The organism is Aeromonas sp. FDAARGOS 1418, from assembly GCF_019048585.1.
Taxonomy (GTDB): domain Bacteria; phylum Pseudomonadota; class Gammaproteobacteria; order Enterobacterales; family Aeromonadaceae; genus Aeromonas; species Aeromonas caviae.
The window spans coordinates 822,501-847,141 of the sequence record NZ_CP077387.1 but is presented as its reverse complement, the minus strand read 5'-3'; the positions used below and the strand labels follow the sequence as shown (position 1 = coordinate 847,141).

General features: G+C 61.0%; 20 protein-coding genes, 1 tRNA gene and 2 rRNA genes (1 of these 23 only partly in view). 3 read left to right on the top strand and 20 right to left on the bottom strand.

The annotated features are described in order from the left end of the window. Window positions 1–7: 7 nt before the first annotated feature. The 4 genes from ubiD to trxA all read right to left on the bottom strand — a co-directional run bounded on the left by ubiD (window position 8) and on the right by trxA (window position 4,424). The gene (ubiD, locus tag I6L48_RS04025) at window positions 8–1,477 is read right to left on the bottom strand and encodes a 4-hydroxy-3-polyprenylbenzoate decarboxylase (protein WP_010672372.1); all 1,470 of its coding nucleotides are present in this window, start codon (window positions 1,475–1,477) and stop codon (window positions 8–10) included. Between the two features lie 33 nt (window positions 1,478–1,510). Beyond that, a complete protein-coding gene (locus I6L48_RS04020) occupies window positions 1,511–2,518 on the bottom strand; it encodes a hypothetical protein (RefSeq protein WP_045522595.1) in 1,008 nt (335 codons plus the stop codon). Between the two features lie 106 nt (window positions 2,519–2,624). Further along, complete coding sequence (gene rho / locus I6L48_RS04015) at window positions 2,625–3,890, bottom strand: transcription termination factor Rho (RefSeq protein ID WP_010672370.1); 1,266 nt, start codon at window positions 3,888–3,890, stop codon at window positions 2,625–2,627. A gap of 207 nt (window positions 3,891–4,097) precedes the next feature. Next, window positions 4,098–4,424, bottom strand: a complete 327-nt coding sequence (trxA, locus tag I6L48_RS04010; protein WP_010672369.1) for a thioredoxin TrxA — start codon at window positions 4,422–4,424, stop codon at window positions 4,098–4,100. A 113-nt stretch (window positions 4,425–4,537) separates the two neighbouring features. On the opposite strand from trxA, the gene rhlB reads away from it, so the two are divergent. From rhlB to I6L48_RS03995, 3 genes are read left to right on the top strand one after another with little or no spacing between them, the layout of a single operon-like run. After that, window positions 4,538–5,827: an ATP-dependent RNA helicase RhlB gene (gene rhlB / locus I6L48_RS04005; protein ID WP_049636361.1), complete on the top strand. Its 1,290-nt coding sequence runs from the start codon at window positions 4,538–4,540 to the stop codon at window positions 5,825–5,827. Window positions 5,828–5,840: 13 nt separating this feature from the next. Next, on the top strand, window positions 5,841–7,331 hold the full coding sequence (gene gppA, locus I6L48_RS04000; protein ID WP_049636360.1) for a guanosine-5'-triphosphate,3'-diphosphate diphosphatase: 1,491 nt from the start codon (window positions 5,841–5,843) through the stop codon (window positions 7,329–7,331). Between the two features lie 12 nt (window positions 7,332–7,343). Continuing rightward, window positions 7,344–7,604, top strand: coding sequence for a Rho-binding antiterminator (locus I6L48_RS03995; RefSeq protein WP_069784334.1), 261 nt, complete (start codon window positions 7,344–7,346; stop codon window positions 7,602–7,604). A gap of 70 nt (window positions 7,605–7,674) precedes the next feature. On the opposite strand, the gene I6L48_RS03990 is transcribed toward I6L48_RS03995, so the two are convergent. The 16 genes from I6L48_RS03990 to I6L48_RS03915 form a co-directional block, all read right to left on the bottom strand. Further along, window positions 7,675–8,424 carry a class I SAM-dependent methyltransferase gene (locus I6L48_RS03990; RefSeq protein WP_029313422.1) on the bottom strand — a complete coding sequence of 250 codons (750 nt, stop codon included), beginning with the start codon at window positions 8,422–8,424 and terminating at the stop codon, window positions 7,675–7,677. A 60-nt stretch (window positions 8,425–8,484) separates the two neighbouring features. After that, window positions 8,485–11,052 carry a bifunctional diguanylate cyclase/phosphodiesterase gene (locus I6L48_RS03985; RefSeq protein WP_039041083.1) on the bottom strand — a complete coding sequence of 856 codons (2,568 nt, stop codon included), beginning with the start codon at window positions 11,050–11,052 and terminating at the stop codon, window positions 8,485–8,487. A 234-nt stretch (window positions 11,053–11,286) separates the two neighbouring features. Then, complete coding sequence (gene prlC, locus I6L48_RS03980; protein ID WP_042864699.1) at window positions 11,287–13,329, bottom strand: oligopeptidase A; 2,043 nt, start codon at window positions 13,327–13,329, stop codon at window positions 11,287–11,289. A 221-nt stretch (window positions 13,330–13,550) separates the two neighbouring features. Further along, on the bottom strand, window positions 13,551–14,570 hold the full coding sequence (gene hemB, locus I6L48_RS03975; RefSeq protein ID WP_039041081.1) for a porphobilinogen synthase: 1,020 nt from the start codon (window positions 14,568–14,570) through the stop codon (window positions 13,551–13,553). Between the two features lie 3 nt (window positions 14,571–14,573). Continuing rightward, on the bottom strand, window positions 14,574–15,359 hold the full coding sequence (locus tag I6L48_RS03970; RefSeq protein ID WP_049636359.1) for a TatD family hydrolase: 786 nt from the start codon (window positions 15,357–15,359) through the stop codon (window positions 14,574–14,576). 111 nt (window positions 15,360–15,470) lie between these two features. After that, entirely contained in the window at window positions 15,471–16,223 is a 753-nt protein-coding gene (tatC, locus tag I6L48_RS03965; protein ID WP_010672360.1) for a twin-arginine translocase subunit TatC, read from the bottom strand. Next, a complete protein-coding gene (gene tatB, locus I6L48_RS03960; protein ID WP_201872758.1) occupies window positions 16,220–16,675 on the bottom strand; it encodes a Sec-independent protein translocase protein TatB in 456 nt (151 codons plus the stop codon). Before tatB ends, tatC begins: the two co-directional genes overlap by 4 nt. Before the next feature lie 3 nt (window positions 16,676–16,678). Continuing rightward, window positions 16,679–16,927: a Sec-independent protein translocase subunit TatA gene (tatA, locus tag I6L48_RS03955; protein WP_010672358.1), complete on the bottom strand. Its 249-nt coding sequence runs from the start codon at window positions 16,925–16,927 to the stop codon at window positions 16,679–16,681. Between the two features lie 39 nt (window positions 16,928–16,966). Then, on the bottom strand, window positions 16,967–18,607 hold the full coding sequence (gene ubiB, locus I6L48_RS03950; RefSeq protein ID WP_201985742.1) for a ubiquinone biosynthesis regulatory protein kinase UbiB: 1,641 nt from the start codon (window positions 18,605–18,607) through the stop codon (window positions 16,967–16,969). Next, window positions 18,607–19,215 (bottom strand): SCP2 domain-containing protein, encoded by a 609-nt coding sequence (locus tag I6L48_RS03945; protein WP_114523029.1) that lies wholly within the window; start codon window positions 19,213–19,215, stop codon window positions 18,607–18,609. Before I6L48_RS03945 ends, ubiB begins: the two co-directional genes overlap by 1 nt. Window positions 19,216–19,223: 8 nt before the next feature. Continuing rightward, complete coding sequence (gene ubiE / locus I6L48_RS03940) at window positions 19,224–19,976, bottom strand: bifunctional demethylmenaquinone methyltransferase/2-methoxy-6-polyprenyl-1,4-benzoquinol methylase UbiE (protein WP_010672355.1); 753 nt, start codon at window positions 19,974–19,976, stop codon at window positions 19,224–19,226. A 65-nt stretch (window positions 19,977–20,041) separates the two neighbouring features. Next, complete coding sequence (crcB, locus tag I6L48_RS03935) at window positions 20,042–20,419, bottom strand: fluoride efflux transporter CrcB (protein ID WP_010672354.1); 378 nt, start codon at window positions 20,417–20,419, stop codon at window positions 20,042–20,044. A gap of 87 nt (window positions 20,420–20,506) precedes the next feature. Further along, window positions 20,507–21,772, bottom strand: a complete 1,266-nt coding sequence (locus I6L48_RS03930; RefSeq protein WP_113069291.1) for a cytosine deaminase — start codon at window positions 21,770–21,772, stop codon at window positions 20,507–20,509. Window positions 21,773–21,982: 210 nt separating this feature from the next. Continuing rightward, a tRNA-Thr gene (locus I6L48_RS03925) sits at window positions 21,983–22,058 on the bottom strand. A gap of 47 nt (window positions 22,059–22,105) precedes the next feature. Continuing rightward, a 5S ribosomal RNA gene (gene rrf / locus I6L48_RS03920) occupies window positions 22,106–22,220 on the bottom strand. A gap of 81 nt (window positions 22,221–22,301) precedes the next feature. Further along, window positions 22,302–24,641 (bottom strand): 23S ribosomal RNA (locus I6L48_RS03915); it runs 549 nt beyond the window's last position.

The following is a 24,641-nucleotide window of genomic DNA, read 5'->3' as shown; positions in this document are numbered from 1 at the left end:
GGATCCCTCAGTCGAGGATCTTCAGCTCGTCCCAGATGGCATCGATCTTCTGCTTTACCGCCTCGTCCTGGACGATGGGCTGCCCCCACTCCCGGTTGCTCTCCCCCGGCCACTTGTTGGTGGCATCCAGCCCCATCTTGGAGCCGAGCCCGGAGACCGGCGAGGCGAAGTCCAGGTAGTCGATGGGGGTGTGCTCGATCAGGGTGGTGTCCCTGGCCGGATCCATCCGGGTGGTGATGGCCCAGATCACGTCCTTCCAGTCCCGGGCGTTGATGTCGTCATCGCAGACGATCACGAACTTGGTGTACATGAACTGGCGCAGGAAGGACCAGACCCCCAGCATCACCCGCTTGGCGTGGCCGGGGTAACGCTTCTTGATGGTCACCACCGCCATCCGGTAGGAGCACCCCTCCGGCGGCAGGTAGAAATCCACGATCTCGGGGAACTGCTTCTGCAACAGCGGCACGAACACCTCGTTGAGCGCCACCCCGAGCACCGCCGGCTCATCGGGCGGACGGCCGGTGTAGGTGCTGTGGTAGATGGCATCCCGGCGCATGGTCATGTGGGTGATGGTGAAGACCGGGAACTCGTCCACTTCGTTGTAGTAGCCGGTGTGATCGCCGTAAGGCCCTTCGGGGGCCATCTCCCCCGGCTCCAGATAGCCTTCCAGCACGATCTCGGCGCTGGCGGGTACTTCCAGATCGCAGCTCAGCGCCTTCACCACCTCGGTACGGCTGCCCCGCAGCAGACCGGCAAAGGCGTATTCGGAGAGGCTGTCCGGCACCGGCGTCACCGCGCCCAGGATGGTCGCCGGATCGGCGCCCAGCGCCACCGCCACCGGGAAGCGTTCGCCCGGGTGGGCCTCCTGCCACTCGCGAAAATCGATGGCGCCGCCCCGATGATCCAGCCAGCGCATGATCAGCTTGTTCTTGCCGATCTTCTGCTGGCGATAGATGCCAAGGTTCTGCCGCTTCTTGTAGGGACCGCGGGTGATGGTCAGACCCCAGGTGACCAGGGGCGCCACATCCCCGGGCCAGCAGTGCTGGATGGGGATCTGATCCAGATCCACCGCGTCCCCTTCCAGCACCACCTGCTGACAGGGGGCCGAAGAGAGCCGCTTGGTCGGCATGTTGAGCACCTGCTTGAAGATGGGCAGCTTCTCCATCAGCTCCTTGAGCCCGCGAGGCGGCTCCGGCTCTTTCAGATAGGAGAGCCAGGTCCCCACCTGGCGCAGGGCGCTGACGTTGGGCTGGCCCATGCCCATGGCAACCCGGTCCGGCGTGCCGAACAGGTTGGTCAACACCGGCATGGTGTAGCCTTTGGGATTCTCAAACAGCAGGGCAGGCCCCCCCGCACGCAGGGTACGGTCGCTGATCTCGGTCATCTCCAGATAGGGGTCTATCTCGCGACTGATGCGCCTGAGCTGTCCGTTTTGTTCCAACTGCGCGATAAAATCACGCAAGTCCTTGTATTTCATGCAAGTACCCCAGCGGGATCAGGTGGTCCCGCATTATAACCCTGGCGGCGTATCCGGTGTACCCGTATCGGACCTCATGACGGACGAAGCGTGTCGCCGCTCCTGAAGCGTCAGCCGGTTTGCCAATTGACCCAGGAGCCTGGGCTCGTCCATCTGCAACAACAGGCCGGCCACCAGCCCGCCATACTGGTGCTTGCCGAGTTCGGCCAGGAGGAACTGCTGGGCCCCGTCCGGCAAGGGGGAGAGGCGGCTGAGCTGGTGCAGGGCGGGGACCATCAGGCGGCTGTTCTGGCTGGCGGCGATCAGCAGATCGCTCGCCTCCTGCCCTGAATAAAAGCGGGAAATGGTGTGTAGCGCAGTCAGGCTGTCGTGATCCACTGGCTGACGCCACAGCTTGAGGTAGAGTGCCGTCTCCCCGGTCTGTTCGATGAAGTGCAGCAGCAACTGGTTGTCCGGCAGGAAGAGATTGAGGGCGGCAAGCCGCTGCGCCTCCCGACGCAGCACGGATACCGGCTGCCGATCGAGCACCGCCAGCAGGGCCTGCTGCTGCTGTGTCAGCTCGGGATTGCGGCTGTAGTAGACCTGCTTGAAGTCGAAGCGATCCTGCTCCAGCAACTGGCGATAGTTGTCCTGCCAGGCCAGCTGCTGCCAGTGGCTCAGCACCAGCCGGGCCTCGGCGGGGAAGTCGTAGGCGGGTAGCTGCACCAGGAAACCGTCCACCTTCCCTTCCACCAGCCATTGTGGCGCCTTGGCCGCTTGTGCCCGCACCCAGGCCAGCAGCGCCGGGCTCGGTGCGCCCGATGACTTGAGCTCACCCAGCAACTGGAACAACAGGAACTCCCGCTGCCCCACCGACAGGGTTTCGAGCAACGAGTCCATGGCATCAAACTGCCCGAGCGCCATGCGGCCGTCCAGGTATGCCCGATGCCCCTCCAGTCCCTCGTCCGCCACCAGGGGAGCCTGCAATTGCGGCGGGGAGTCGGCATGCACCGGGGCCGCCAGCCACAACCAACCCATCCATATGAACAACACCAGCTTCATGACGTCCCTTTCCTTGTGACATCGAGGCTTCATACTACTAAGCCAGCCGTGAAATAGATAAACAAAAACCGCGACCTGGGCCGCGGTTTTGTCATTGAAGAGGCTGTTACTTCTGTTGACGCTTCATGGAGTCGAAGAACTCGTCGTTGGTCTTGGTCGCAGCCAGCTTGTCGATGAGGAACTCGATGCTGTCGATCTCGCCCATGGGGTGAATGATCTTGCGCAGGATCCACATCTTCTGCAGCTCGTCCGGTGCGGTCAGCAGCTCTTCCTTGCGGGTGCCGGAGCGGGTGATGTCGATGGCCGGGTAGACGCGCTTCTCGGCAATCTTGCGCGAGAGGTGCAGTTCCATGTTGCCGGTACCCTTGAACTCTTCGTAGATGACTTCATCCATCTTGGAGCCGGTATCGATCAGCGCGGTGGCGATGATGGTCAGGCTGCCGCCCTCTTCGACGTTGCGCGCCGCACCGAAGAAACGCTTCGGACGGTGCAGTGCGTTGGCATCCACACCACCGGTCAGCACCTTGCCGGAAGACGGGATGACGGTGTTGTAGGCGCGGGCCAGACGGGTGATGGAGTCCAGCAGGATCACCACGTCCTTCTTGTGCTCGACCAGACGCTTGGCCTTCTCGATCACCATTTCGGCGACCTGGACGTGACGGGAGGCCGGCTCGTCGAAGGTGGAGGCGATCACTTCGCCCTTCACCATGCGCTGCATCTCGGTCACTTCTTCCGGACGCTCGTCAATCAGCAGCACGATCAGCTCACAATCCGGGTGGTTGTAGGCGATGCTCTGGGCGATGTTCTGCAGCAGCATGGTCTTACCGGCCTTGGGCGGTGCAACGATGAGACCGCGCTGGCCCTTGCCGATCGGGGATGCCAGATCCAGTACACGGGCGGTGATGTCTTCGGTGGAACCGTTGCCACGCTCCATGCGCAGACGCTCGTTGGCGTGCAGGGGAGTGAGGTTTTCAAACAGGATCTTGTTGCGGGAGTTTTCCGGACGGTCATAGTTGACGTCGTTGACCTTGAGCAGGGCGAAATAGCGCTCGCCCTCTTTCGGCGGCCGGATCTTGCCGGAAATGGTATCGCCGGTACGCAGGTTGAAGCGGCGGATCTGGCTCGGGGAGACATAGATGTCATCCGGACCAGCGAGATAAGAGCCGTCTGCACTGCGCAGGAAACCGAAACCGTCGGTCAGGATTTCCAGCACACCGTCGCCAAAGATATCCTCGCCGCCCTTGGCGTGCGCCTTGAGGATTGCAAAGATAATGTCTTTCTTGTGCGCCCGAGCCAGATTTTCCAACCCCATGGATTCGCCAAGCTGGACCAGCTCGGACACAGGAGTGTTCTTAAGTTCAGTCAGATTCATAGTGGTGAAAGTCTGTAAGCAAGGATTGAAATGAGGAGACAGTCTGCTGGATTGATGCTGATCGGATTTGACTTGCCAGGCTGGTAGTTAAGCAAAGAGTCAGGCAAAAAGGTTAGCAAACGAGCGATAAACTAGCACCAATCAGGGTGAGCGTCTAGGTGATAAAACACAAGGAGCGCATTATTGCAATGCGCTCCTTCTTGATTATTACAGGTTGCCGTCCAAGAACTCTTTCAGTTGGGTCTTGGACAGGGCGCCGACCTTGGTCGCTGCCACTTCACCATTCTTGAACAGCAGCAGGGTCGGGATACCACGAATGCCGTACTTGGGCGGAGTGTCGGCGTTATGATCAATGTTCAATTTCGCCACGGTCACGCGACCTTCATATTCCTGAGCAACTTCGTTCAGGATCGGGGCAATCATCTTGCACGGTCCACACCATTCGGCCCAGAAATCGACCAGAACAGGGCTGTCGGCGTTGATTACATCGGCCTCGAAGCTGGCATCGCTCAGCTGAACAATCTTGTCACTCATCTCCAACTCCAGTCAGTAATTAAGGCTTTATTGATGGTTCAACAAAGGCAATAGTTGCCCTATTTGAAATGATCCTGTTTATTATTGCAAGCCTAACCTGATAACCTACCGCCATGAGCAAAACACATCTAACGACCGAAAAATTCGCCCAAATGGGCCTCGAACCCGAAGTTCTGGCTGGTCTGGAATCAAAGGGATTTCACTATTGTACGCCCATCCAGGCACTGTCCCTGCCCCTGCTGGTTGAAGGTCATGACCTTGCCGGTCAGGCTCAGACGGGGACCGGCAAAACCCTGGCTTTCCTGGCGGCGACATTCAACTATTTGCTGACCCATCCGCTGACCAGGCCGCGCCTCATCAACCAGCCCCGCGCCATCATCATGGCCCCGACCCGGGAGCTGGCCGTCCAGATCTATAACGATGCAGAGAGCATGTCCGCCTCCACCGGGCTCAAGCTCGGTCTCGCCTATGGTGGCGAAGGCTACGACAAGCAGCTGGCCGTGCTGGAACAGGGCGTCGACATCCTGATCGGCACCACGGGTCGCATCATCGACTACTTCAAGTCCAAGGTCATCGATCTCGGCAACATCCAGGTCGTGGTACTGGACGAAGCGGATCGCATGTTCGATCTGGGCTTCATCAAGGACATCCGTTTCCTGTTCCGCCGCATGCCCCCCGCCACCGAGCGTCTGAGCATGCTGTTCTCCGCCACCCTCTCCCTGCGGGTGCAGGAGCTGGCCTATGAACACATGAACCACCCGGAACATGTGCAGGTCGAACCGGAACAGATGACCGGCGTGCGGATCAAGGAGGAGCTCTTCTACCCCTCCAACGAAGACAAGATGTTGCTGCTGCTCTCCCTGATGGAAGAGGAGTGGCCCGAGAAAGCCATCGTCTTCGCCAACACCAAGCACGTCTGTGAAGACGTTCACGCCTGGCTGGAGAACGACGGCCACCGCGTCGGCCTGCTGACCGGCGACGTGCCGCAGAAGAAGCGGATGAAGATCCTGGAAGAGTTCACCAAGGGTACCCTGGATATCCTGGTCGCCACCGACGTGGCCGCCCGTGGTCTGCACATCCCCGACGTGACCCACGTCTTCAACTACGACCTGCCCGACGATGCCGAAGACTATGTCCACCGCATCGGTCGTACCGGCCGCGCCGGCAGAAGCGGTCACTCCATCAGCCTGGCCTGTGAAGACTATGCCTTCAACCTGCCGGCCATCGAGGAGTACATCCACCACCCCATCCCGGTCAGCAAGTATGACCGCGAGGCGCTGCTGGATGACGTCACCGCGCCGAAACGGGTGTTCCGCAACCGCCAGCCGGTGAACCGCAACATGCGGGATCGCCAGGGCGGTGGCAACAGCAACAACCGTCGTCGCCCCCCCCGCAAGAACTGAGGGATCGGCCAAGTTGCACAACTCGCCTCTCTATGCCGCCATCGACCTCGGCTCCAACAGCTTTCACATGCTGGTGGTGCGCGAGGTCGCCGGTGCCCTGCGCACCGTCACCAAGGTCAAGCGCAAGGTACGCCTCGCCGCCGGCCTCGATGCCGATTTTCGCCTCAACCGTGCCGCCATGGAGCGGGGCTGGGACTGTCTGCGCCTCTTCTCCGAGCAGTTGCAGGACATCCCGTCCGACAATATCCGGGTAGTGGGCACCGCCACCCTGCGCCTGGCCACCAACGTCGACGAATTCATCAGCGAAGCGGAACGGGTGCTCAACCACAGCATCGAGATCATCTCGGGCGAGGAAGAAGCCAAGACCATCTATGAAGGTGTCTCCTGGACGTCGGCAGGGGAAGGCAACCGGCTGGTGATCGACATCGGCGGGGCCAGCACCGAGCTGGTGATCGGCGAGCAGAGCGAAGCCAAGCTGCTCAACAGCCTGCACATGGGCTGCGTCACCTGGCTCAACAACCACTTCGGTGATGGCGAGCTCTCCGAGGCGCGCTTCAACCAGGCCATTGCCGCCGCCAAGGCGGTACTGGAGAAAGTGGCTGCGGACTACCGTGTCCTCGGCTGGCGCACCTGCGTCGGCGCCTCCGGCACCGTCCAGGCGCTGCAAGAGATCATGCTGGCCCAGGGCAAGAGCGAGCGGGTCACCCTGCCCAAGTTGCAAGAGCTGATGGGTCAGGCCATCGCCTGCGGCAGACTCGATCAGTTGCAGCTCGAAGGGCTGGCGGCCGAACGGCTGACCGTGTTTCCTTCCGGTCTCGCCATCCTGATCGCCATCTTCGAAACCCTCGACATCGAGAGCATGACCCTGGCGGGCGGTGCCCTGCGTGAAGGGCTCATCTACGGCCTGCTAGGCAACAATCACGACTGTGATGCCCGGGATCGCACCGCCGACAGCCTGATCAGCCGCTACCAGCTCGACAAGGAGCACGCCGAGCGGGTCCGCGACACCGCCATCGAGGCGTTCACCCAGTTGCAGCCGGCCTGGCGCCTCTCCAAGCGCTACGGTCGCCCGATCCTGCGCTACGCGGCCCTGCTGCACGAAATCGGTCTGTGCATCGAGTACAAGAAGGCGCCGCAGCACGCCGCCTACATCATCGACAACATCGACATGCCGGGCTTCACCCCCGCGCAGAAGAAGCTGCTGTCGGCCCTGCTGTTCAACCAGCGGGATGAATTCAAGCTGGAGCCGCTGGAGAAACAGGGCGCCGTCACCGGTCGCCAGGCAATCCGGTTGGCCCGCATCCTGCGCATCTCCCTCATCCTCTGCATGCGCCGTACCCAGGGCACTGTGCCCAGGTTCATGCTGCAAGCCGATGAAGATGCCCTGACCCTAACCCTGCCCAAGGGGTGGCTGGACGAGCACTACCTGCGCGCCAGCGAGCTGCGCCTCGAGGTGGAGCGCCAGCAGAAGATGGGCTGGTCCACCCGGCTGCTGGAAGCCTGAGCCGCACACCCCATGGCCGATTACCAACCCGTCAGCTGTGACCTGTACGACTGGCTGGAGATCGCCGCAAGCTGGCAACTGCCCGTCACGATCACCGACCGGGCTGGACGAACCTGGACGGACAGGATCCGCACCATAGAAGCCAGCGACGGAGTGGAATATCTGCTGCTGGAGCGCGCTGAGCGCCTCAGCCTGGCGGACCTCGCGACCCTGGAACTCGTCTGGCAAGGGGAAGAAAAGCGGATCCACTTCGCCCCACCCCGCAGCCAATGAATAGCAAGAGGGCCAACCTGATCAGGTTGGCCCTCTTCGTTTGACGCTCAGACTCCCTGCCAGTCGCCACTCAACTTGCCAGCGCCGCCATCACATAGACGTCGAAGCGGTTGCTCTTGGTCTCGATGGCCATGCTGGGCTTGTGCTCGTTGAGCCAGCCCGCATAGTCGGGCCGCTTCACCACCACCCGCTTGTCAGCCATCCTGAGCGCCGCCGGCAGCAGGGCATCCGCGTCGAGATCCGCCCCCACCAGGGACTGGAACACCCGCATCTCTTTTTTCACCAGCGCCGACTTCTGCTTGTGGGGGAACATGGGATCCAGGTAGATGACCTCCGGCCGCTCGGTCAGCGCCAGCAGGGTCTCCACCGCCGGGCCTTGCAGCAGTTGCATCCGCTCGCGCACCCAGGGGCCTATCTCGGGATCCTGCCCCGCCCGGGTCAGACCGTCCTGGAGCAGGGCCGCCACCACGGGGCTGCGTTCGATCAGGGTCACCTTGCAGCCGAGGGAGGCGAGCACGAAGGCATCGCGCCCGAGCCCGGCGGTGGCATCCACCACGGTCGGCATGGCTCCCGACTTCAATCCCACCGCCTTGGCGATGGACTGGCCGCGCCCGCCACCGAACTTGCGCCTATGGGCCACCGCCCCTTCCACGAAGTCCACATAGACGGCCCCCAGCTTGGGTTCGTCCAGCTTGCGCAGCTCCAACCGCGATTCGGTCAGCACCAGGGCGAAGGGAGCGGGAAACGCCACGTCGGCAAGGCGCTGGCGCAGGGCGTCGAGCTCGCCATCGCGGGCGGGCACTTCACTGAAAACCTGAATATGGGGCATAACATGGACTCATCACGGCGCAGAAGCCGGCATGATAGCAGAAGCGGGGGGTCAGCTCACCGTGGTCAGATTCGCCAGGTTCATTCCCTGACGGTTGAGACTCAGGTACTCGGTCAGATCGTCGAAGGGCAGCGGGCGGCTGAGCAGATACCCCTGGGTGAAGGCGCACCCCTTCTGGCAGAGGAAGTTGAGCTGCTCCCGGGTCTCCACCCCTTCGATCACCACCTGCATGCCGAGGTTGTGCACGATGTTGATGATGCCGTCGAGCAGCAGGCGGTCCTGCTCGTTGAAGGGAATATGGCGCACGAAGGAGCGATCGATCTTCACCAGATCCACCGGGAAGGTACGCAGGTAGTTCAGTGCCGAGTAGCCGGTGCCGAAGTCGTCGATGGCCAGCTTGCAACCCGCCTCGCGCAGGGCATCGATCCGCACCCTGTGCTGATCGCTGGTCTCCATCAGCAGAGATTCGGTGATCTCGATGATGATGTCCGCCGGATCCAGCTCGAAGTGGCGGATCACCCTGAGCCACTCGTTGGCCTCCGGGTCTATGGTCTGGAACTCCAGGGTGGAGCGGTTGATGGACATCTGCAGATCCGGGAAGCCGGACTGCTGTAATCTGGCCAGATCCCGGCAAGACTGCCACAGCACCAGGGCACCCAGCCCCTGGATGAGCCCCGCCTCTTCCGCCAGCGGGATGAAATCCGCCGGTGAGACCTGACCCCAGTGGGGGTGATACCAGCGCACCAGGGCCTCCAGCTTGGCGACCCGGCCGCTGCGGTTGTCCCAGATGGGCTGGTAGGCCATGGTCAGCTGGCCCAGCTTGATGGCCTCCGCCAGATCGTGCTGCATCTGGTGGCGCTGGCTCACCTCTTCCCGCATGGAAGCGTTGTAGGTGCCGAGGGGACGTCCCTGGCGCTTGGCGACGAACAGGGCCTGCTCGGCATTGCGCAAGAGCTCGTCGCTGTCGCCGCCGTCATTGGGACAGAGGGTGATCCCCAGGGTGGCGGTCACATAGAGGTGCTGGTTGGCCAGCATGAAGGGACGGGCAAAGCCGCCGATCACCTGCTTGGCAAACACCTCGGCCTGACGGCGGTTGACGATGCCGGGCACCAGGAAGGCAAACTCGTCGCCGCCGATGCGGGCCACCAGGTCCTCGGTGCGCACCCGGCTCACCAGCCGATCCGATACCTCCCGCAGCAGGGCGTCGCCCACATGGTGATCCATGCTGTTGTTGACAGCCTTGAAGTTGTTGAGGTCGAGCACCATGAGGGCGAAGCGCTCCCCCCGCTCGCAGAAGCGGGCCAGACAGCGACCGAACAGCCAGCGGTTGGGCAGGCCGGTGAGGTTGTCGTAGTTGGCCTGGGCGGCGATCTTCTGCTCTGCCAGCTTGGTCTGGGAAAGATCGCTGAAGATGGCGATGTACTGACTGATCTTGCCCCCTTCCCGCACGGCGCTGATCATCAGCTGCTGGGGATAGAGCTTGCCGTTCTTGCGCTTGTTCCACACCTCCCCACGCCAGATCCCCACCCGCTCCAGGGCGTGGTACATGTCCGCATAGAAGGTCTGATCGTGCAGTCCGGACTTGAGCATGCTGGGCCGCTGGCCGCACGCCTCCTCCTCGCTGTAACCGGTGATCTTCTCGAAGGCCGGATTGACCGAGATGATGCGACTGTCGGCATCGCACACCAGAATGGCTTCGGAGAGGTTGTCATAGACCCGGTGGGAGAGCTTGAGCTGCTCCGCATGGCGCCTGATGGGATCGATGTTCTCCAGCACCACCATGAGATAGTCGGGGTGCATCTGCTCGTTGCGGATCAGGGTCACCGTCACCCGTCCCCACAGGACGGTCCCATCCCGATGGAGATAACGCTTCTCCTGGGTAAACGCGGGACGCTCTCCCCGCTTGAGGGCGTCGTAGAGCGCAATGCTGGTCTGCCAGTCGTCCGGATGGTTGATTTCGGCGACGGTGAGCTGTTGCAGCTCCTCCTGGCTGTAGCCGAGCATCTTCTCGATGGCCGGGTTCGCCCAGAGGATCTTGCCGCCCAGATCCACCTTGCCGATGCCCACGGGCGCATGGGACATCATGGTGTCCAGGAAGTGGTGATGTTCCGGTTGCGCCGGCTGCTCCTGGCTCTGGCGCTGCTGATACATCAGCGCCAGTTCACGACCGGCGAGCGGGGCCAGCAGACGCAGCAGGCCCACTATCTTCTCCATTCTCGGCATGGCCCGCTTGAACATGACGCTGCACAGGCCGATGGTCTCTCCCTCGGCGTTCTTGAGCGCGACGCCGGCATAGGCTCTCACCTCGCAGCGCTCCAGCACGGCGGCGTGGGGGAACAGCTGACGGGTGCGATCGCTGAACCAGGCTTCACCCTGTTGCATGGCGATCTCCCCCGGAGTGTCGGCGAGGGGGAAGCTGTAGGCGTTGATGTCGAGGGAGGCGGGATAGGCGGCATGCACGGTAAAGAACAGACCCGCCTGATCCTTGCCGGACACCAGGACGAAGTCAGCCCCCACCGCATTGGCGATTTCACTCACAAAGGCATCAAAATATCCCTGACCACTCGAATGAGACAGGCTGGAGATGATTTGATAGACAGACTCGAGTGCTCGCCTCATGGCAAGGTTCTTTCTCTCCCTGGAAGGTAGAACCCGACTCTACTGAAGAGGCGGGGACAGTGCAAACATGCACTCCGCAAGATATTAAAAAGGCTTGGAAAAAGGGACCAAAAGGTCCCTTTTTCTATCAAAAATCACGTTTCGATCCCACTATGCTGCAAATGTGTACCTGCTTGAAGCTCCCGCAGTGGCGCGGCAGCTCATCCAATCGAGGCCCACTGTGGCGGCGGGACCTCACGCGGCGATACCGCTGTGACGCAGCAGCGCATCCACCTGGGGCTCCCGGCCACGGAAGGCACGGAACAGCTCCATCGGCTCCCTGGAGCCGCCCTTTTCCAGAATGTTCTTCAGGAAGGAGTGGCCCGTGGCCGGGTTGAAGATCCCCTCCTCCTCGAAGCGGGAGAAGGCGTCGGCAGAGAGTACCTCGGCCCACTTGTAGCTGTAGTAGCCCGCCGCGTAGCCGCCCGCGAAGATGTGGGAGAAGCTGTGCTGGAAGCGGTTGAACGCCGGAGGCGTCATCACGGCGACCTGGCTGCGCACCTCAGCCAGCAGCGCAGGGATCTGATCCGCTCTGGTCGGGTCAAAGGTCTGGTGCAGACGGAAGTCGAACAGGGCGAACTCCAGCTGGCGCAGCATCTGCATCGCCGCCTGGAAGTTGCGGGCGGTCAGCATCTTCTCCAGCAGATCGGCGGGCAGCGGCTCCCCGGTCTCGTAATGGCCGGAGATGAAGGCCAGCGCCTCGGATTCCCAGCACCAGTTCTCGAGGAACTGGCTCGGCAGCTCCACCGCATCCCAGGCCACGCCGTTGATGCCGGCCACACCCGCCACATCGATGCGGGTCAGCATGTGGTGAATGCCGTGGCCGAACTCGTGGAACAGGGTGACCACTTCGTTGTGGGTAAACAGGGCCGGTTTGCCGTCCACCGGGCCGTTGAAGTTGCAGGTCAGGTAGGCCACCGGCTTTTGCAGGGAGCCGTCCTGACGGTAGCGGCGACCCAGGCAGACATCCATCCAGGCGCCGCCCTGCTTGTGCTCGCGGGCATAGAGATCCAGGTAGAAGCTGCCGCGCAGCTCGTCATCGGCGTCAAAGATGTCGTAGAAGCGCACATCCGGGTGCCAGGTGTCGATGCCGAGACGCTCGCGCACCTTCATGCCGAACACCCGCTTGACCACCTCGAACAGCCCCTTCACGACCCGACCGGCGGGGAAATAAGGACGCAACTGCTCATCAGAGACCGAAAACTTGTGCTGTTTGAGCTTTTCTGCGTAATAGGCAAGATCCCAGGCCGCCAGTTCGTCCTGACCGTGCTGCTCGGCGGCAAAGGCGCGGATCTCCTCCAGCTCCGCCTTGCCTTGGGGCAGGGACTTGGCAGCCAGGTCGGTGAGGAAGTCCACCACCTGCTCCGGCTTGTCCGCCATCTTGGTCGCGAGGGAGAGCTCGGCATAGTTGGCAAAGCCCAGCAGTCGGGCCAGCTCCCGGCGCAGGGTGAGCAACTCGGTCATGATGGCGGAGTTGTCCCACTTGCCGGCGTTGGGGCCCTGGTCGGAGGCGCGGGTGGTGAAGGCCTCATACAGCTCGGCACGCAGGGCGCGGCTGTCGGCGTACATCATCACCGGCAGGTAGGAGGGGATGTCCAGGGTGAACAACCACCCCTCCTTGCCCTTGAGTTCGGCCATCTGGCGCGCGGCAGCCTGGGCGCTCGCGGGCAGACCGGCCAGCTCGGCCTCGTCGGTCACCAGCTTGTGCCAGCCCTGGGTCGCGTCCAGCACGTTGTTGCTGAAACGGGAGGCGAGCTCCGAGAGGCGGGCCTGGATCTCGCCGTAACGCTGCTGCGCCTCGGCAGGCAGACCGATGCCGGAGAGGCGGAAATCGCGCAGGGTGTTCAGGATCTCCTTGCGCTGGGCATCATCGAGCCGGGGGAAGTCATCGCTCTCGGAGAGGGCCAGATAGGCTTGATAGAGCCCTTCATGCTGACCGACATAGGTCTGGAATTCGGACAGCAGCGGCAGGCAGGCATCGTGAGCCGCCCGCAGCGCCTCGCTGTTCTGCACGGCGTTGAGGTGGCTGATGGGGGACCAGATCCGTGAGAGGCGGTCGTTGACCTCTTCCAGCGGGGCGATCAGGCTGTCCCAGGTGTGAGGCTCCTTCTGGGCCAGCACGTCCTCAATCTTCTGTTTGCAATCAGCGATGGCCTGCGTCACGGCAGGTTGCACCTGATCGGGCTGGATCTGGCTGAAGGGAGGCAGCGAGTCCATTGTCAGCAAAGGGTTAGTCATCTGCGGTACCTCTAAATGCTCTGCAGCCCCTGCCGTCCAGAAGCCTGCTTGGACCATCTAAGATGTAGGCAGAAACCCCATTTATCAAGCCTTTGCCGCCAAGAGACGGGCTTGTTGCCCACTTTTTCAGGCATTTTGTTCATAAAACCAGCACTTCATCTGCCAGAGACGACAATGCCGGCCCGAGGGCCGGCATTGTGAGGGCATGGACACTCCCCGCCTCAGCGTCGGGCGTCCTCTTTCAACCACTGGGCGACCCGCTTGGCGAAATAGGTGAGGATGCCATCGGCCCCGGCCCGCTTGAAGCAGAGCAGGGATTCCATCACGCACTCCTTCTCCTTGAGCCAGCCATTCTGGATCGCCGCCATGTGCATGGCGTACTCGCCGCTCACCTGATAGGCGAAGGTCGGCACGCCGAACTGATCCTTCACCCGGCGGATGATGTCCAGGTAGGGCATGCCCGGCTTGACCATCACGCTGTCCGCCCCTTCGGCTATGTCGAGGGCCACCTCGTGCAGGGCTTCGTTGCCGTTGGCCGGGTCCATCTGGTAGGTGGCCTTGTTGCTCTTGCCGAGGTTGGCGGCGGAGCCCACCGCATCGCGGAACGGGCCGTAGTAGTGGGAGGCGTACTTGGCGGAGTAGGCCATGATCTGCACGTTGACGAAGCCATTCTCCTCCAGCGCCGCGCGGATGGCACCGATGCGGCCGTCCATCATGTCGGACGGTGCCACCATGTCGGCCCCGGCGGCGGCATGGGAGAGCGCCTGCTTCACCAGGATCTCGGTGGTGATGTCGTTCTGCACATAGCCTTCGTCATCGATGATGCCGTCCTGGCCATGGGTGGTGAAGGGGTCGAGCGCCACATCGGTGATGACCCCGAGCTCCGGGAAGCGAGCCTTGAGGGCACGGGTCGCCCGCTGGGCCAGGGCATCCGGGTTGTAGGCCTCTTCCGCCATCAGACTCTTTCTCTCCAGCGGCGTCACCGGGAACAGGGCCACCGCCGGCACACCCAGGGCCACCAGTTCGGCGGCCTCTTCGAGCAGCAGATCGATGGAGAGCCTGTCCACCCCCGGCATGGAGGCAACGGCCTCTCGCTGACCCTCTCCCTCCAGCACGAACACGGGATAGATGAGATCGTCGACGGTCAGTACGTTCTCGCGCACCAGGCGGCGGCTGAAGTCATGTTTGCGCACCCGGCGCAGGCGACGGCCCGGGAAGGCCCCCGGAAGAGTTGTGGCCATGAATCACTCCAAAAGCGGAAGTTGGAAGAATGCGGCGGAGGTGGCCCGGGTATGGGCCAGCAAGGCCTCGGGCGCTTCACCACGGCAGGCCGCCACCACCTGGGCGATGTGCGGCAAAAAAGCGGGTTCGTTGCGTTTGGGCCTGGGTTTCAGATCCCGCGGCACCAGGTAGGGGGCGTCCGTCTCTATCATCAGGCGACCCGCCGGAATGCGGGCCACCTGCTCGCGCAGCAGCTGGCCACGGCGCTCGTCACAGAGCCAGCCGGTCACCCCGATATGCAGCCCCAGCGCCAGGCACTCGTCCAGCTCGGCGTCGGAGCCGGTGAAGCAGTGCAGCACGGCCCCCGGCAGGCGGGGCAACCAGGGGCGCAGGATCTCGACGAATTTGTCATGGGCATCGCGGCAGTGCAGAAACACCGGCATCCCGAGCTCGGCGGCGAGCGCCAGCTGGGCGTCAAACACCGCATCCTGCACCGGGCGGGGGGAGAAGTCCCGGTTGTAGTCGAGACCGCACTCGCCGATCGCCACCACCTGGGGCAGGGCCGCCAGTTCCCGCAGGGCGGGCAGGGTCGCCTCATTGACGCTTTTGGCATCATGGGGATGTACCCCGGCGGTGGAGAAGCAGTAACCGGGCCAGCGGGCGGCCAATGCGGCACTTTCGCGGCTGCCGGCCAGATCGGTGCCGGTCAGGATCAGAGCTTCCACCCCGGCGGCGCGCGCGCGTTCCACCAGGTCGGCTTGTTCGCCTGCGAACTGGCTGCTGGTCAGGTTCAAACCGATGTCGATCATGGAGTCAGGGGTTCCGGACAAACGAGGTGCATATCAGGCATTTGAAAACCATCTACTCGATGGGGCCTTACCATACGCCTCGAACGGATGCATGAAAAGAGGAAGGGAGCCTCAGCTCCCCTCTTCCGTTTGTTGCTGCTCTTCGTCCTCTTTCTTCACGTAGAAGCGGGCGAAGAACAGACCTATCTCCCACAGGCCCCACATGGGGATCGCGAGCAGGGTCTGGGAGAAGACATCGGGCGGCGTCAGCAACATGCCGACCACGAAGACCCCGACGATGACGTAGGGGCGCTTCTCCTTCAGGCTCCTGGGGGTGGTCACCCCGGTCCAGCAGAGCAGTATGGTGGCCACCGGGATCTCGAACGCCACCCCGAACGCGAAGAACAGGGTCAGCACGAAGTCCAGGTAGCTGGCGATGTCGGTCGCCACCGTCACCCCGGCGGGGGCGGTACTGGTGAAGAAGCCGAACACCAGGGGGAACACCACGTAGTAGGCGAACGCCATCCCCGCATAGAACAGCACGGCGCTGGAGGCCACCAGGGGCAGGATCAGCCGCCGTTCGTGCTGGTACAGACCGGGTGCGATGAAAGCCCAGGCCTGATAGAGCAGATAGGGGATCGCCACGAAGAAGGAGACCACCAGGGTCAGCTTGATGGGCGTGATGAAGGGTGTCGCCACATCCGTCGCTATCATGCTGGTGCCTGCCGGCAACTGGCTGAGCAGCGGCTGGGCCACGAAGTCGTAGATGTTGTTGGAGAAGTAGATGAGCGCGATGAACACCAGCAGGATGGCGGAGATCGCGCGCAGCAGACGGGTTCTCAGCTCCACCAGATGGCTGATGAGGGGCTGTTCTGCCTGACTCATGGCTTACCCTCCCCTTTGGCTGCGGACTCGCTGGCGGGCACAGGCTCGCTCTCTCGCTGGCTGTTGACCGGTGGCACCTCTGGGGTGGGCGCCGGGGCCGCCACCGGAGTGGCTGGCTCAGCCTGGGCGGGCTCCCGAGGCGGGCGGATCTCGTTCTCCCCCTGATAGGGACGATTCACCGACTGGGCGGCCGCTTTCAACTGCTCGATGGACTCCTGCAGCTCGGGGCTCAGGTTGTTCATCTGCAACCGTTCGGCCTTCTTCAGATCGTTGTGCAGATCCTGCAACTTGAGCTCCTGTTCCAGCTCGGCCTTGACCGAGTTGGCGGTGCTGCGGATCAGCCTTATCCAGTGGCTGGCGGTGCGGATCGCGACCGGCAACCGCTCGGGACCCAGCACCACCAGGGCGACGACGCCGATGACGACCAGCTCCCAAAAACCGATGTCGAACATGGCTTAGGCCTGATCTTTGTCTTTCTGCTTGGCGGCTTCGGCGTTGCTGGCCGTCTCGTTCAACTGCTTGGTCGGGAACTCGGCATCTTTTTGTTCGGGTTTGGTGTCGGCCGGCTCATCGGAGAGCGCCTTCTTGAACCCTTTGACCGCCGCGCCCAGATCGCCGCCGATACCGCGCAATTTCTTGGTGCCGAACAACAGCACGACGATGACTGCGATGATCAACAACTGCCAAATACTGATACCACCCATGACTTTCTCTCCGGATAGGCGCCCGATGGCGCAGGTTATTTAATGGGAACGGGTTCGCAACCAACCCAGCAGCCAGCATAACCCGGCGCCAGCGAGGCTGATTTGTCCCCACTCAATGTATTGTTTCTGGGTCAGCAAGAATACACCCGCGAGCAGCAGACTGGCTCCAACCCCTAAGAGGTAGCGGGCCTGCCCCTGACAGCGACTGTGGCGACGGAAATCGGCAAACATCTGGTCGAAGTGGTGCTGCTGATGGCGGGCCTGACGCAGGGTCTCATAAACCAGCTCCGGCAGCTCCGGCAGTTTCTCCGCCCAGAACGGCGCCTTCTCCTTGATGGCATTCCACACCGCCTTGGGGCCGACCTGCTCATGCATCCAGTTCTCCAGATAGGGCTTGGCGGTCTGCCACAAATCCAGCTGGGGATAGAGCTGGCGACCCAGCCCTTCCACATAGAGCAGGGTCTTTTGCAGCAGCACCAGCTGCGGCTGCACCTGCATGTTGAAGCGACGGGCGGTGTTGAACAGATTGAGCAGCACGTGGCCGAAGGAGATCTCGGAGAGCGGTTTCTCGAAGATAGGCTCCAGCACGGTGCGGATGGCGAACTCGAACTCGTCCACCTTGGTATCGGGCGGTACCCAGCCTGACTCCACGTGCAGCTCGGCCACACGGCGGTAGTCGCGATTGAAGAAGGCGAGGAAGTTCTCCGCCAGGTAGCGCTTGTCTTCCCGGTTGAGGGTGCCGACGATGCCGCAGTCGATGCCGATCCAGAGCGGATTCTCCGGGTGTTCGAAAGAGACGAAGATGTTGCCCGGGTGCATGTCGGCGTGGAAGAAGCTGTCGCGGAACACCTGGGTGAAGAACACTTCCACTCCGCGCTCGGCCAGCAGCTTCATGTTGGTGCCGTTGGCTTCCAACGCCGCAATGTCGGAGACCGGAATGCCGTAGATCCGCTCCATCACCAGCACCTGCTCGCGGCAGTGCTCGGTGAACACCTCGGGCACATAGAGCGCCTCGGAACCGATGAAGTTGCGGCGCAGCTGGATGGCGTTGGCCGCTTCGCGCATCAGGTTGAGCTCGTCGAGTATGGTCTTGCGATACTCCTCCACCACCTCGACGGGGCGCAGTCGTCCGCTCTGGGGCACGAAACGGGCCACCAGACGGGCCAGGGCCTGCATCAGGCGCAGGTCGGCCTCGATGACCGGCTCGATATCGGGACGGATCACCTTGATGACGATCTCGCGGCCGTTCTCCTTCAACCGGGCGGTGTGCACCTGGGCGATGGAGGCGGACGCCAGCGGCGTCTCATCGAAGTCATCGAACAGGGCCTCGACGGGGCAACCCAGGCTCTCTTCAATCTGGCGACGGGCGGCCTGACCACAGAAGGGAGGCACCCTGTCCTGCAGCAGGGCCAGCTCTTCGGCAATGTCGGGGGGCAGCAGGTCTCGGCGGGTCGAGAGCATCTGGCCGAACTTGATGAAGATGGGACCGAGGGCCTCAAAGGCGAGGCGAATACGGGCACCACGGCTCATGCCTTGTTGCTTGTTCTTGAGCCAGAACAGACTGCGACGGGCCAGACGGCCAGGCCAGGGCTGATAACGGGCGGGCACCAGCTCGTCGATGCCCTGTTCCAGCAGGATGCTGACGATGCGATAGAGGCGTTTGAACTCCTTCGGGGTCATCAGCTCACCTGCTGTTCGAGGCGGGCAAGCCGCAACTCGATCGCCTTCATCTGTTGGGCCAGCTCTTCGACATCGTCATTGAAGCTCGCCACTTCCAGCGGACCCGGGGCAAGCCTCGCCTCCTCGGTCAGATACTCGGCCACTTGACGCTGGGAACGGCACAACTCTCGCCCCACAAAACGGCGAGCCTGACGGGCACCACTGCACAGGGTGTGGGCCACCACGTCGCCGGTGTAGCGGGACAGCTCCTCTTCCCAGTCGATATCGAGCTCGCCAAGCAGGGCGCTGAATGCCTGCACCAGCTGGGGGTCACCGCTCAGGTCCAGCTTCTCCTCGCGGATGTAGCGGGTCAGGGCGGAAGGCTCCTTGAGCAGGCCGAGGGCGGTCAGGGAGAGACTCAGCACCGCATCCGCCTCCCCTTCAAACCTGGCCAGCACATCCAGACGGCGCTCCGAGAAGACAAACCAGAGCGGCTTGAGCTCGCGCAGCTCCAGTTTGAGCACCTTGCCCGCGAGCTTGCGCAGCCGCTCCGGGCTCTGTTTGTCCAGAGCCAGCAACTGGTTGAGGCTGGTTTCGATCACCGCGGTGACCATGGCATCCATCGGCATAGGCGACCTTAAAACTTGTAACCGCGGTGCAGGGCAACCACGCCCTGGGTCAGGTTGTAAAACTCGACCTGTTCGAAACCGACCTGCTCCATCATGCCTGCCAGGGTCTGCTGATCCGGGTGCATGCGGATCGATTCCGCCAGGTATTTGTAACTTTCGCTGTCATTCGCGACGATTTCGCCCATTTTCGGCAGCAATTTGAAGGAGTAGAGATCATACAGCTTGGCGATCACTTCGCTCACCGGCTTGGAGAACTCCAGCACCAGCAGGCGGCCACCCGGCTTGAGCACCCGGAACATGGAGGCGAGCGCCTTGTCCTTGTCGGTGACGTTGCGCAGGCCGAAGCCGATGGTGATGACGTCGAAGTGGTTGTCCGGGAACGGGAGCGCCTCGGCGTTGGCCTGCACGTAGGAGACGTTGTTGGCCACCCCCAGGTTGCGCAGTTTGTCGCGGCCCACTTTCAGCATGGAGTCGTTGATGTCCGCCAGGACCACCTGGCCGGTCTCACCCACGATGCGGGAGAACTTGGCGGTCAGATCCCCTGTGCCGCCAGCCAGATCCAGCACCTTCTGTCCCTTGCGGACACCGGAGCAGTCGATGGTAAAGCGCTTCCAGAGGCGATGGATGCCGAACGACATCAGATCGTTCATCAGATCATACTTGGCCGCTACCGAATGAAAGACACCGGCAACCAGAGTTTCCTTCTCGGTCGCTGCCACGGTTTTATAGCCAAAATGCGTAGTAGTAGTCTGTTCCGACATCCCTCAAATACCCATAGAGCAAAGAATGGCCGCCAGTTTACCAGAGCCGATGGCGTGCGGACACCTCAAACCCGGCTTGCGACCAACTGCATCCCCAGCACGACCATGGCCAGACAGAGGAACAGATTGAGACCGATATTGAGCAGCGCCTTCAGATAGGCACCTTGCTGGGCCAGCACGACCGTATCGAGGGCAAAGGAGGAGAAGGTGGTCAGGGCGCCGAGGATACCCACCATCAGCAGTGGCTTCATCGGATGTTCCACCACGTGACCATGGCTGATCAGGGCATAGGCAATCCCCATGATGAAGGAACCGACCACGTTGACCACCAGGGTGCCATAGGGAAAGTGGCGTCCCAGCAGCCAGGCCATCAGTTCGGCGATGCCAAAACGCAGGCAGGCACCGAAGGCGCCTCCGGCAGCGACAAATAACCAGGTTTGCATCAAGCAGGCTCCAAGAGTGTCAGGTTGGCATTATGCAAAATGTCGGCAGCAGGGGACAGCCGGGCAATTAATCGACCCGGCTAGACCCTAGCGGCGAAAGTCTACCGATTCTGCATTCACAAGATGGAGGGTCGTCTCGGCCGGGCGAGTATCGGCGATGACTCTGCCATGGCGGATGGAATAACGCACCGGCACCTGGCGGCGCACCGCATCGAAACCATTCTCAGCAGGAAGGATCAGCAGGTTGGCGGGCTTGTCCACCTCGATGCCGTAGCGATCCTGCACGTTCAGGGTGCGGGCGCTGTGGTTGCCGATGAGCTTGAGACTGTCGTTGATCTGTTCATAGCCCATGATCTGGCAGACATGGAGCCCCATGTGCAGCACCTGCAACATGTTGGCCGTGCCCATGGGATACCAAGGATCGAACACGTCGTCGTGGCCGAAGCAGACGTTGATGTTCGCCTCCAGCATCTCCTTCACCCGGGTGATGCCACGGCGCTTGGGATAGCTGTCAAAGCGCCCCTGCAGGTGAATGTTCACCAGCGGATTGGCGACGAAGTTGATGTCCGCCATCTTCAGCAGCCTGAACAGTCGCGACGCATAGGCACCGTTATAGGAATGCATGGCGGTGGTGTGGCTGGCGGTCACCCTATGGCCCATGCCGCGCTCGTAGGTCAGGGTTGCCAGCGTCTCGATAAAACGGGACTGTTCGTCATCGATTTCGTCGCAATGCACATCCACCAAAACCTGATATTTCTCCGCAAGATCGAAGACGTAGTGCAGACTTTCGACCCCGTACTCCCGGGTAAACTCGAAATGGGGGATGGCACCAATCACGTCGGCCCCCAGCTTGAGGGACTCTTCCAGCAATGCCTTGCCGTTGGGGTAGGAGAGGATCCCCTCCTGTGGGAAGGCCACTATCTGCAGCTCCACCCACTCCTTCATCTCCTCCCGCACCTCCAGCATCGCCTTCAGAGCAACCAGATTGGGGTCGGAGACATCCACGTGGGTACGGACAAACTGGATGCCGTTGGCAATCTGCCATTTCAGTGTCTGGATGGCGCGTTGTTTCACATCCTCATGGGTCAGCAGCGCCTTGCGCTCAGCCCAGCGTTCAATCCCCTCGAACAGGGTGCCGGAGAGGTTCCAACTCGGCTCGCCAGCCGTCTGGGTGGTATCAAGATGGATGTGAGGCTCGATAAAGGGGGGGATGACAAGGCCTTGCTCACCATCAAGCTCGCGAGCAGAGAGCAGCTGAGTGCTCATGGGCTCGATGGCCCGGATCACGCCTCCCTGACACAGGATTTGCCACATCCCTTCCCTGCCCGCCAGACGCACATTCCTAATCAGCATGTTCTTTCCCCTTCGAAAGCGTGGTTGTCTTTGCCAATCCACAACTTAGCCCGGATCCCTTTAATAGAGAAGCGCCGCTCGGAATGCATACGGGATAGAAAGGGAAGGGATGTCAGCAAGAAGGTGTGACATTGCAGGACTGCAATTTGCGATGGATGGCTGAAAGGCAGACACAAAAAAGCCTCCCGATTGGGAGGCTTTTTTATTTAATGGTGCTGATACCCAGAATCGAACTGGGGACCTCATCCTTACCAAGGATGCGCTCTACCGACTGAGCCATATCAGCACACTAACCGGTAAAGACCACGCTCAATGCGTAATCTAAAATTGGGTGCCTGGCAGTGTCCTACTCTCGCATGGCGAATGCCACACTACCATCGGCGCTACAGCGTTTCACTTCTGAGTTCGGCATGGGGTCAGGTGGTTCCACTGCGCTATTGCCGCCAGGCAAAATCTTCAATCTGAAAAAGCTGATGTAAGTAATTCGTTCGTATTTGCTACAAGCCTTAGAACACTTCTTGGGTGTTGTATGGTTAAGCCTCACGGGTAATTAGTATGGGTTAGCTCAACGTATCGCTACGCTTACACACCCCACCTATCAACGTTGTGGTCTCCAACGGCCCTTTAGGACCCTCAAGGGGTCAGGGATGACTCATCTCAGGGCTCGCTTCCCGCTTAGATGCTTTCAGCGGTTATCGATTCCGAACTTAGCTACCGGGCAGTGCCACTGGCGTGACAACCCGAACACCAGAGGTTCGTTCACTCCGGTCCTCTCGTACTAGGAGCAACTCCCTTCAATCATCCAACGCCCACGGCAGATAGGGACCGAACTGTCTCACGACGTTCTGAACCCAGCTCGCGTACCACTTTAAATGGCGAACAGCCATACCCTTGGGACCGACTTCAGCCCCAGGATGTGATGAGCCGACATCGAGGTGCCAAACACCGCCGTCGATATGAACTCTTGGGCGGTATCAGCCTGTTATCCCCGGAGTACCTTTTATCCGTTGAGCGATGGCCCTTCCATTCAGAACCACCGGATCACTATGACCTACTTTCGTACCTGCTCGACCTGTCCGTCTCGCAGTTAAGCTGGCTTATGCCATTGCACTAACCTCCTGATGTCCGACCAGGATTAGCCAACCTTCGTGCTCCTCCGTTACTCTTTGGGAGGAGACCGCCCCAGTCAAACTACCCACCAGGCACTGTCCGCGAGCCCGATTCAGGGCCCTGCGTTAGAACATCAAACATACAAGGGTGGTATTTCAAGGACGGCTCCAGCGCAACTGGCGTCACGCCTTCAAAGCCTCCCACCTATCCTACACATGTAGGTTCAATGTTCAGTGCCAAGCTGTAGTAAAGGTTCACGGGGTCTTTCCGTCTAGCCGCGGGTACACCGCATCTTCACGGCGAATTCGATTTCACTGAGTCTCGGGTGGAGACAGCATGGCCATGGTTACACCATTCGTGCAGGTCGGAACTTACCCGACAAGGAATTTCGCTACCTTAGGACCGTTATAGTTACGGCCGCCGTTTACCGGGGCTTCGATCAAGAGCTTCGCTTGCGCTAACCCCATCAATTAACCTTCCGGCACCGGGCAGGTGTCACACCCTATACGTCCACTTTCGTGTTTGCAGAGTGCTGTGTTTTTGATAAACAGTCCCAGCCATCTGGTCACTGCGACTCCCGACAGCTCCATCCGCAAGGGACTTCACCATCAAGAGCGAACCTTCTCCCGAAGTTACGGTTCTATTTTGCCTAGTTCCTTCACCCGAGTTCTCTCAAGCGCCTTGGTATTCTCTACCCGACCACCTGTGTCGGTTTGGGGTACGATGACTTGTAATCTGAAGCTTAGAGGCTTTTCCTGGAAGCAGGGCATCAATGGCTTCCGCACCGTAGTGCGTTCGTCTCGTGTCTCAGTGTTGTGTCTCCGGATTTGCCTAGAAACACCACCTACGCACTTTCACCAGGACAACCGTCGCCTGGCCCACCTAGCCTTCTCCGTCCCCCCATCGCAATTACAAGTCGTGCAGGAATATTAACCTGCTTCCCATCGATTACGCCTTTCGGCCTCACCTTAGGGGTCGACTCACCCTGCCCCGATTAACGTTGGACAGGAACCCTTGGTCTTCCGGCGAGGAGGCTTTTCACCCCCTTTATCGTTACTTACGTCAGCATTCGCACTTCTGATATCTCCAGCATGCCTCTCGACACACCTTCGCAGACTTACAGAACGCTCCCCTACCACTCACACTTAGTGTGAATCCGCGGCTTCGGTGCCTGGTTTGAGCCCCGTTACATCTTCCGCGCAGGCCGACTCGACTAGTGAGCTATTACGCTTTCTTTAAATGATGGCTGCTTCTAAGCCAACATCCTAGCTGTCTGAGCCTTCCCACATCGTTTCCCACTTAACCAGAACTTTGGGACCTTAGCCGGCGGTCTGGGTTGTTTCCCTCTTCACGACGGACGTTAGCACCCGCCGTGTGTCTCCCGGATAGTACTTACTGGTATTCGGAGTTTGCATGGGGTTGGTAAGTCGGGATGACCCCCTAGCCCAAACAGTGCTCTACCCCCAGTAGTATTCGTCCGAGGCGCTACCTAAATAGCTTTCGGGGAGAACCAGCTATCTCCGAGTTTGATTGGCCTTTCACCCCCAGCCACAGGTCATCCCCTAACTTTGCAACGTTAGTGGGTTCGGTCCTCCAGTTGATGTTACTCAACCTTCAACCTGCCCATGGCTAGATCACCCGGTTTCGGGTCTACACCTTGCAACTAGACGCCCAGTTAAGACTCGGTTTCCCTACGGCTCCCCTATACGGTTAACCTCGCTACAAAATGTAAGTCGCTGACCCATTATACAAAAGGTAC

Coding starts and splice junctions, on each gene's coding strand:
- I6L48_RS04020 (WP_045522595.1), bottom strand. CDS start 2,518: ATGAAGCTGGTGTTGTTCATATGGATGGGTTGGTTGTGGCTGGCGGCC.
- tatA (WP_010672358.1), bottom strand. CDS start 16,927: ATGGGTGGTATCAGTATTTGGCAGTTGTTGATCATCGCAGTCATCGTC.
- I6L48_RS03995 (WP_069784334.1), top strand. CDS start 7,344: ATGGCCGATTACCAACCCGTCAGCTGTGACCTGTACGACTGGCTGGAG.
- ubiD (WP_010672372.1), bottom strand. CDS start 1,477: ATGAAATACAAGGACTTGCGTGATTTTATCGCGCAGTTGGAACAAAAC.
- ubiB (WP_201985742.1), bottom strand. CDS start 18,607: ATGACCCCGAAGGAGTTCAAACGCCTCTATCGCATCGTCAGCATCCTG.
- I6L48_RS03985 (WP_039041083.1), bottom strand. CDS start 11,052: ATGAGGCGAGCACTCGAGTCTGTCTATCAAATCATCTCCAGCCTGTCT.
- rho (WP_010672370.1), bottom strand. CDS start 3,890: ATGAATCTGACTGAACTTAAGAACACTCCTGTGTCCGAGCTGGTCCAG.
- I6L48_RS03945 (WP_114523029.1), bottom strand. CDS start 19,215: ATGCCGATGGATGCCATGGTCACCGCGGTGATCGAAACCAGCCTCAAC.
- crcB (WP_010672354.1), bottom strand. CDS start 20,419: ATGCAAACCTGGTTATTTGTCGCTGCCGGAGGCGCCTTCGGTGCCTGC.
- tatC (WP_010672360.1), bottom strand. CDS start 16,223: ATGAGTCAGGCAGAACAGCCCCTCATCAGCCATCTGGTGGAGCTGAGA.
- I6L48_RS03930 (WP_113069291.1), bottom strand. CDS start 21,772: ATGCTGATTAGGAATGTGCGTCTGGCGGGCAGGGAAGGGATGTGGCAA.
- hemB (WP_039041081.1), bottom strand. CDS start 14,570: ATGGCCACAACTCTTCCGGGGGCCTTCCCGGGCCGTCGCCTGCGCCGG.
- prlC (WP_042864699.1), bottom strand. CDS start 13,329: ATGACTAACCCTTTGCTGACAATGGACTCGCTGCCTCCCTTCAGCCAG.
- tatB (WP_201872758.1), bottom strand. CDS start 16,675: ATGTTCGACATCGGTTTTTGGGAGCTGGTCGTCATCGGCGTCGTCGCC.
- ubiE (WP_010672355.1), bottom strand. CDS start 19,976: ATGTCGGAACAGACTACTACTACGCATTTTGGCTATAAAACCGTGGCA.
- rhlB (WP_049636361.1), top strand. CDS start 4,538: ATGAGCAAAACACATCTAACGACCGAAAAATTCGCCCAAATGGGCCTC.
- trxA (WP_010672369.1), bottom strand. CDS start 4,424: ATGAGTGACAAGATTGTTCAGCTGAGCGATGCCAGCTTCGAGGCCGAT.
- I6L48_RS03970 (WP_049636359.1), bottom strand. CDS start 15,359: ATGATCGACATCGGTTTGAACCTGACCAGCAGCCAGTTCGCAGGCGAA.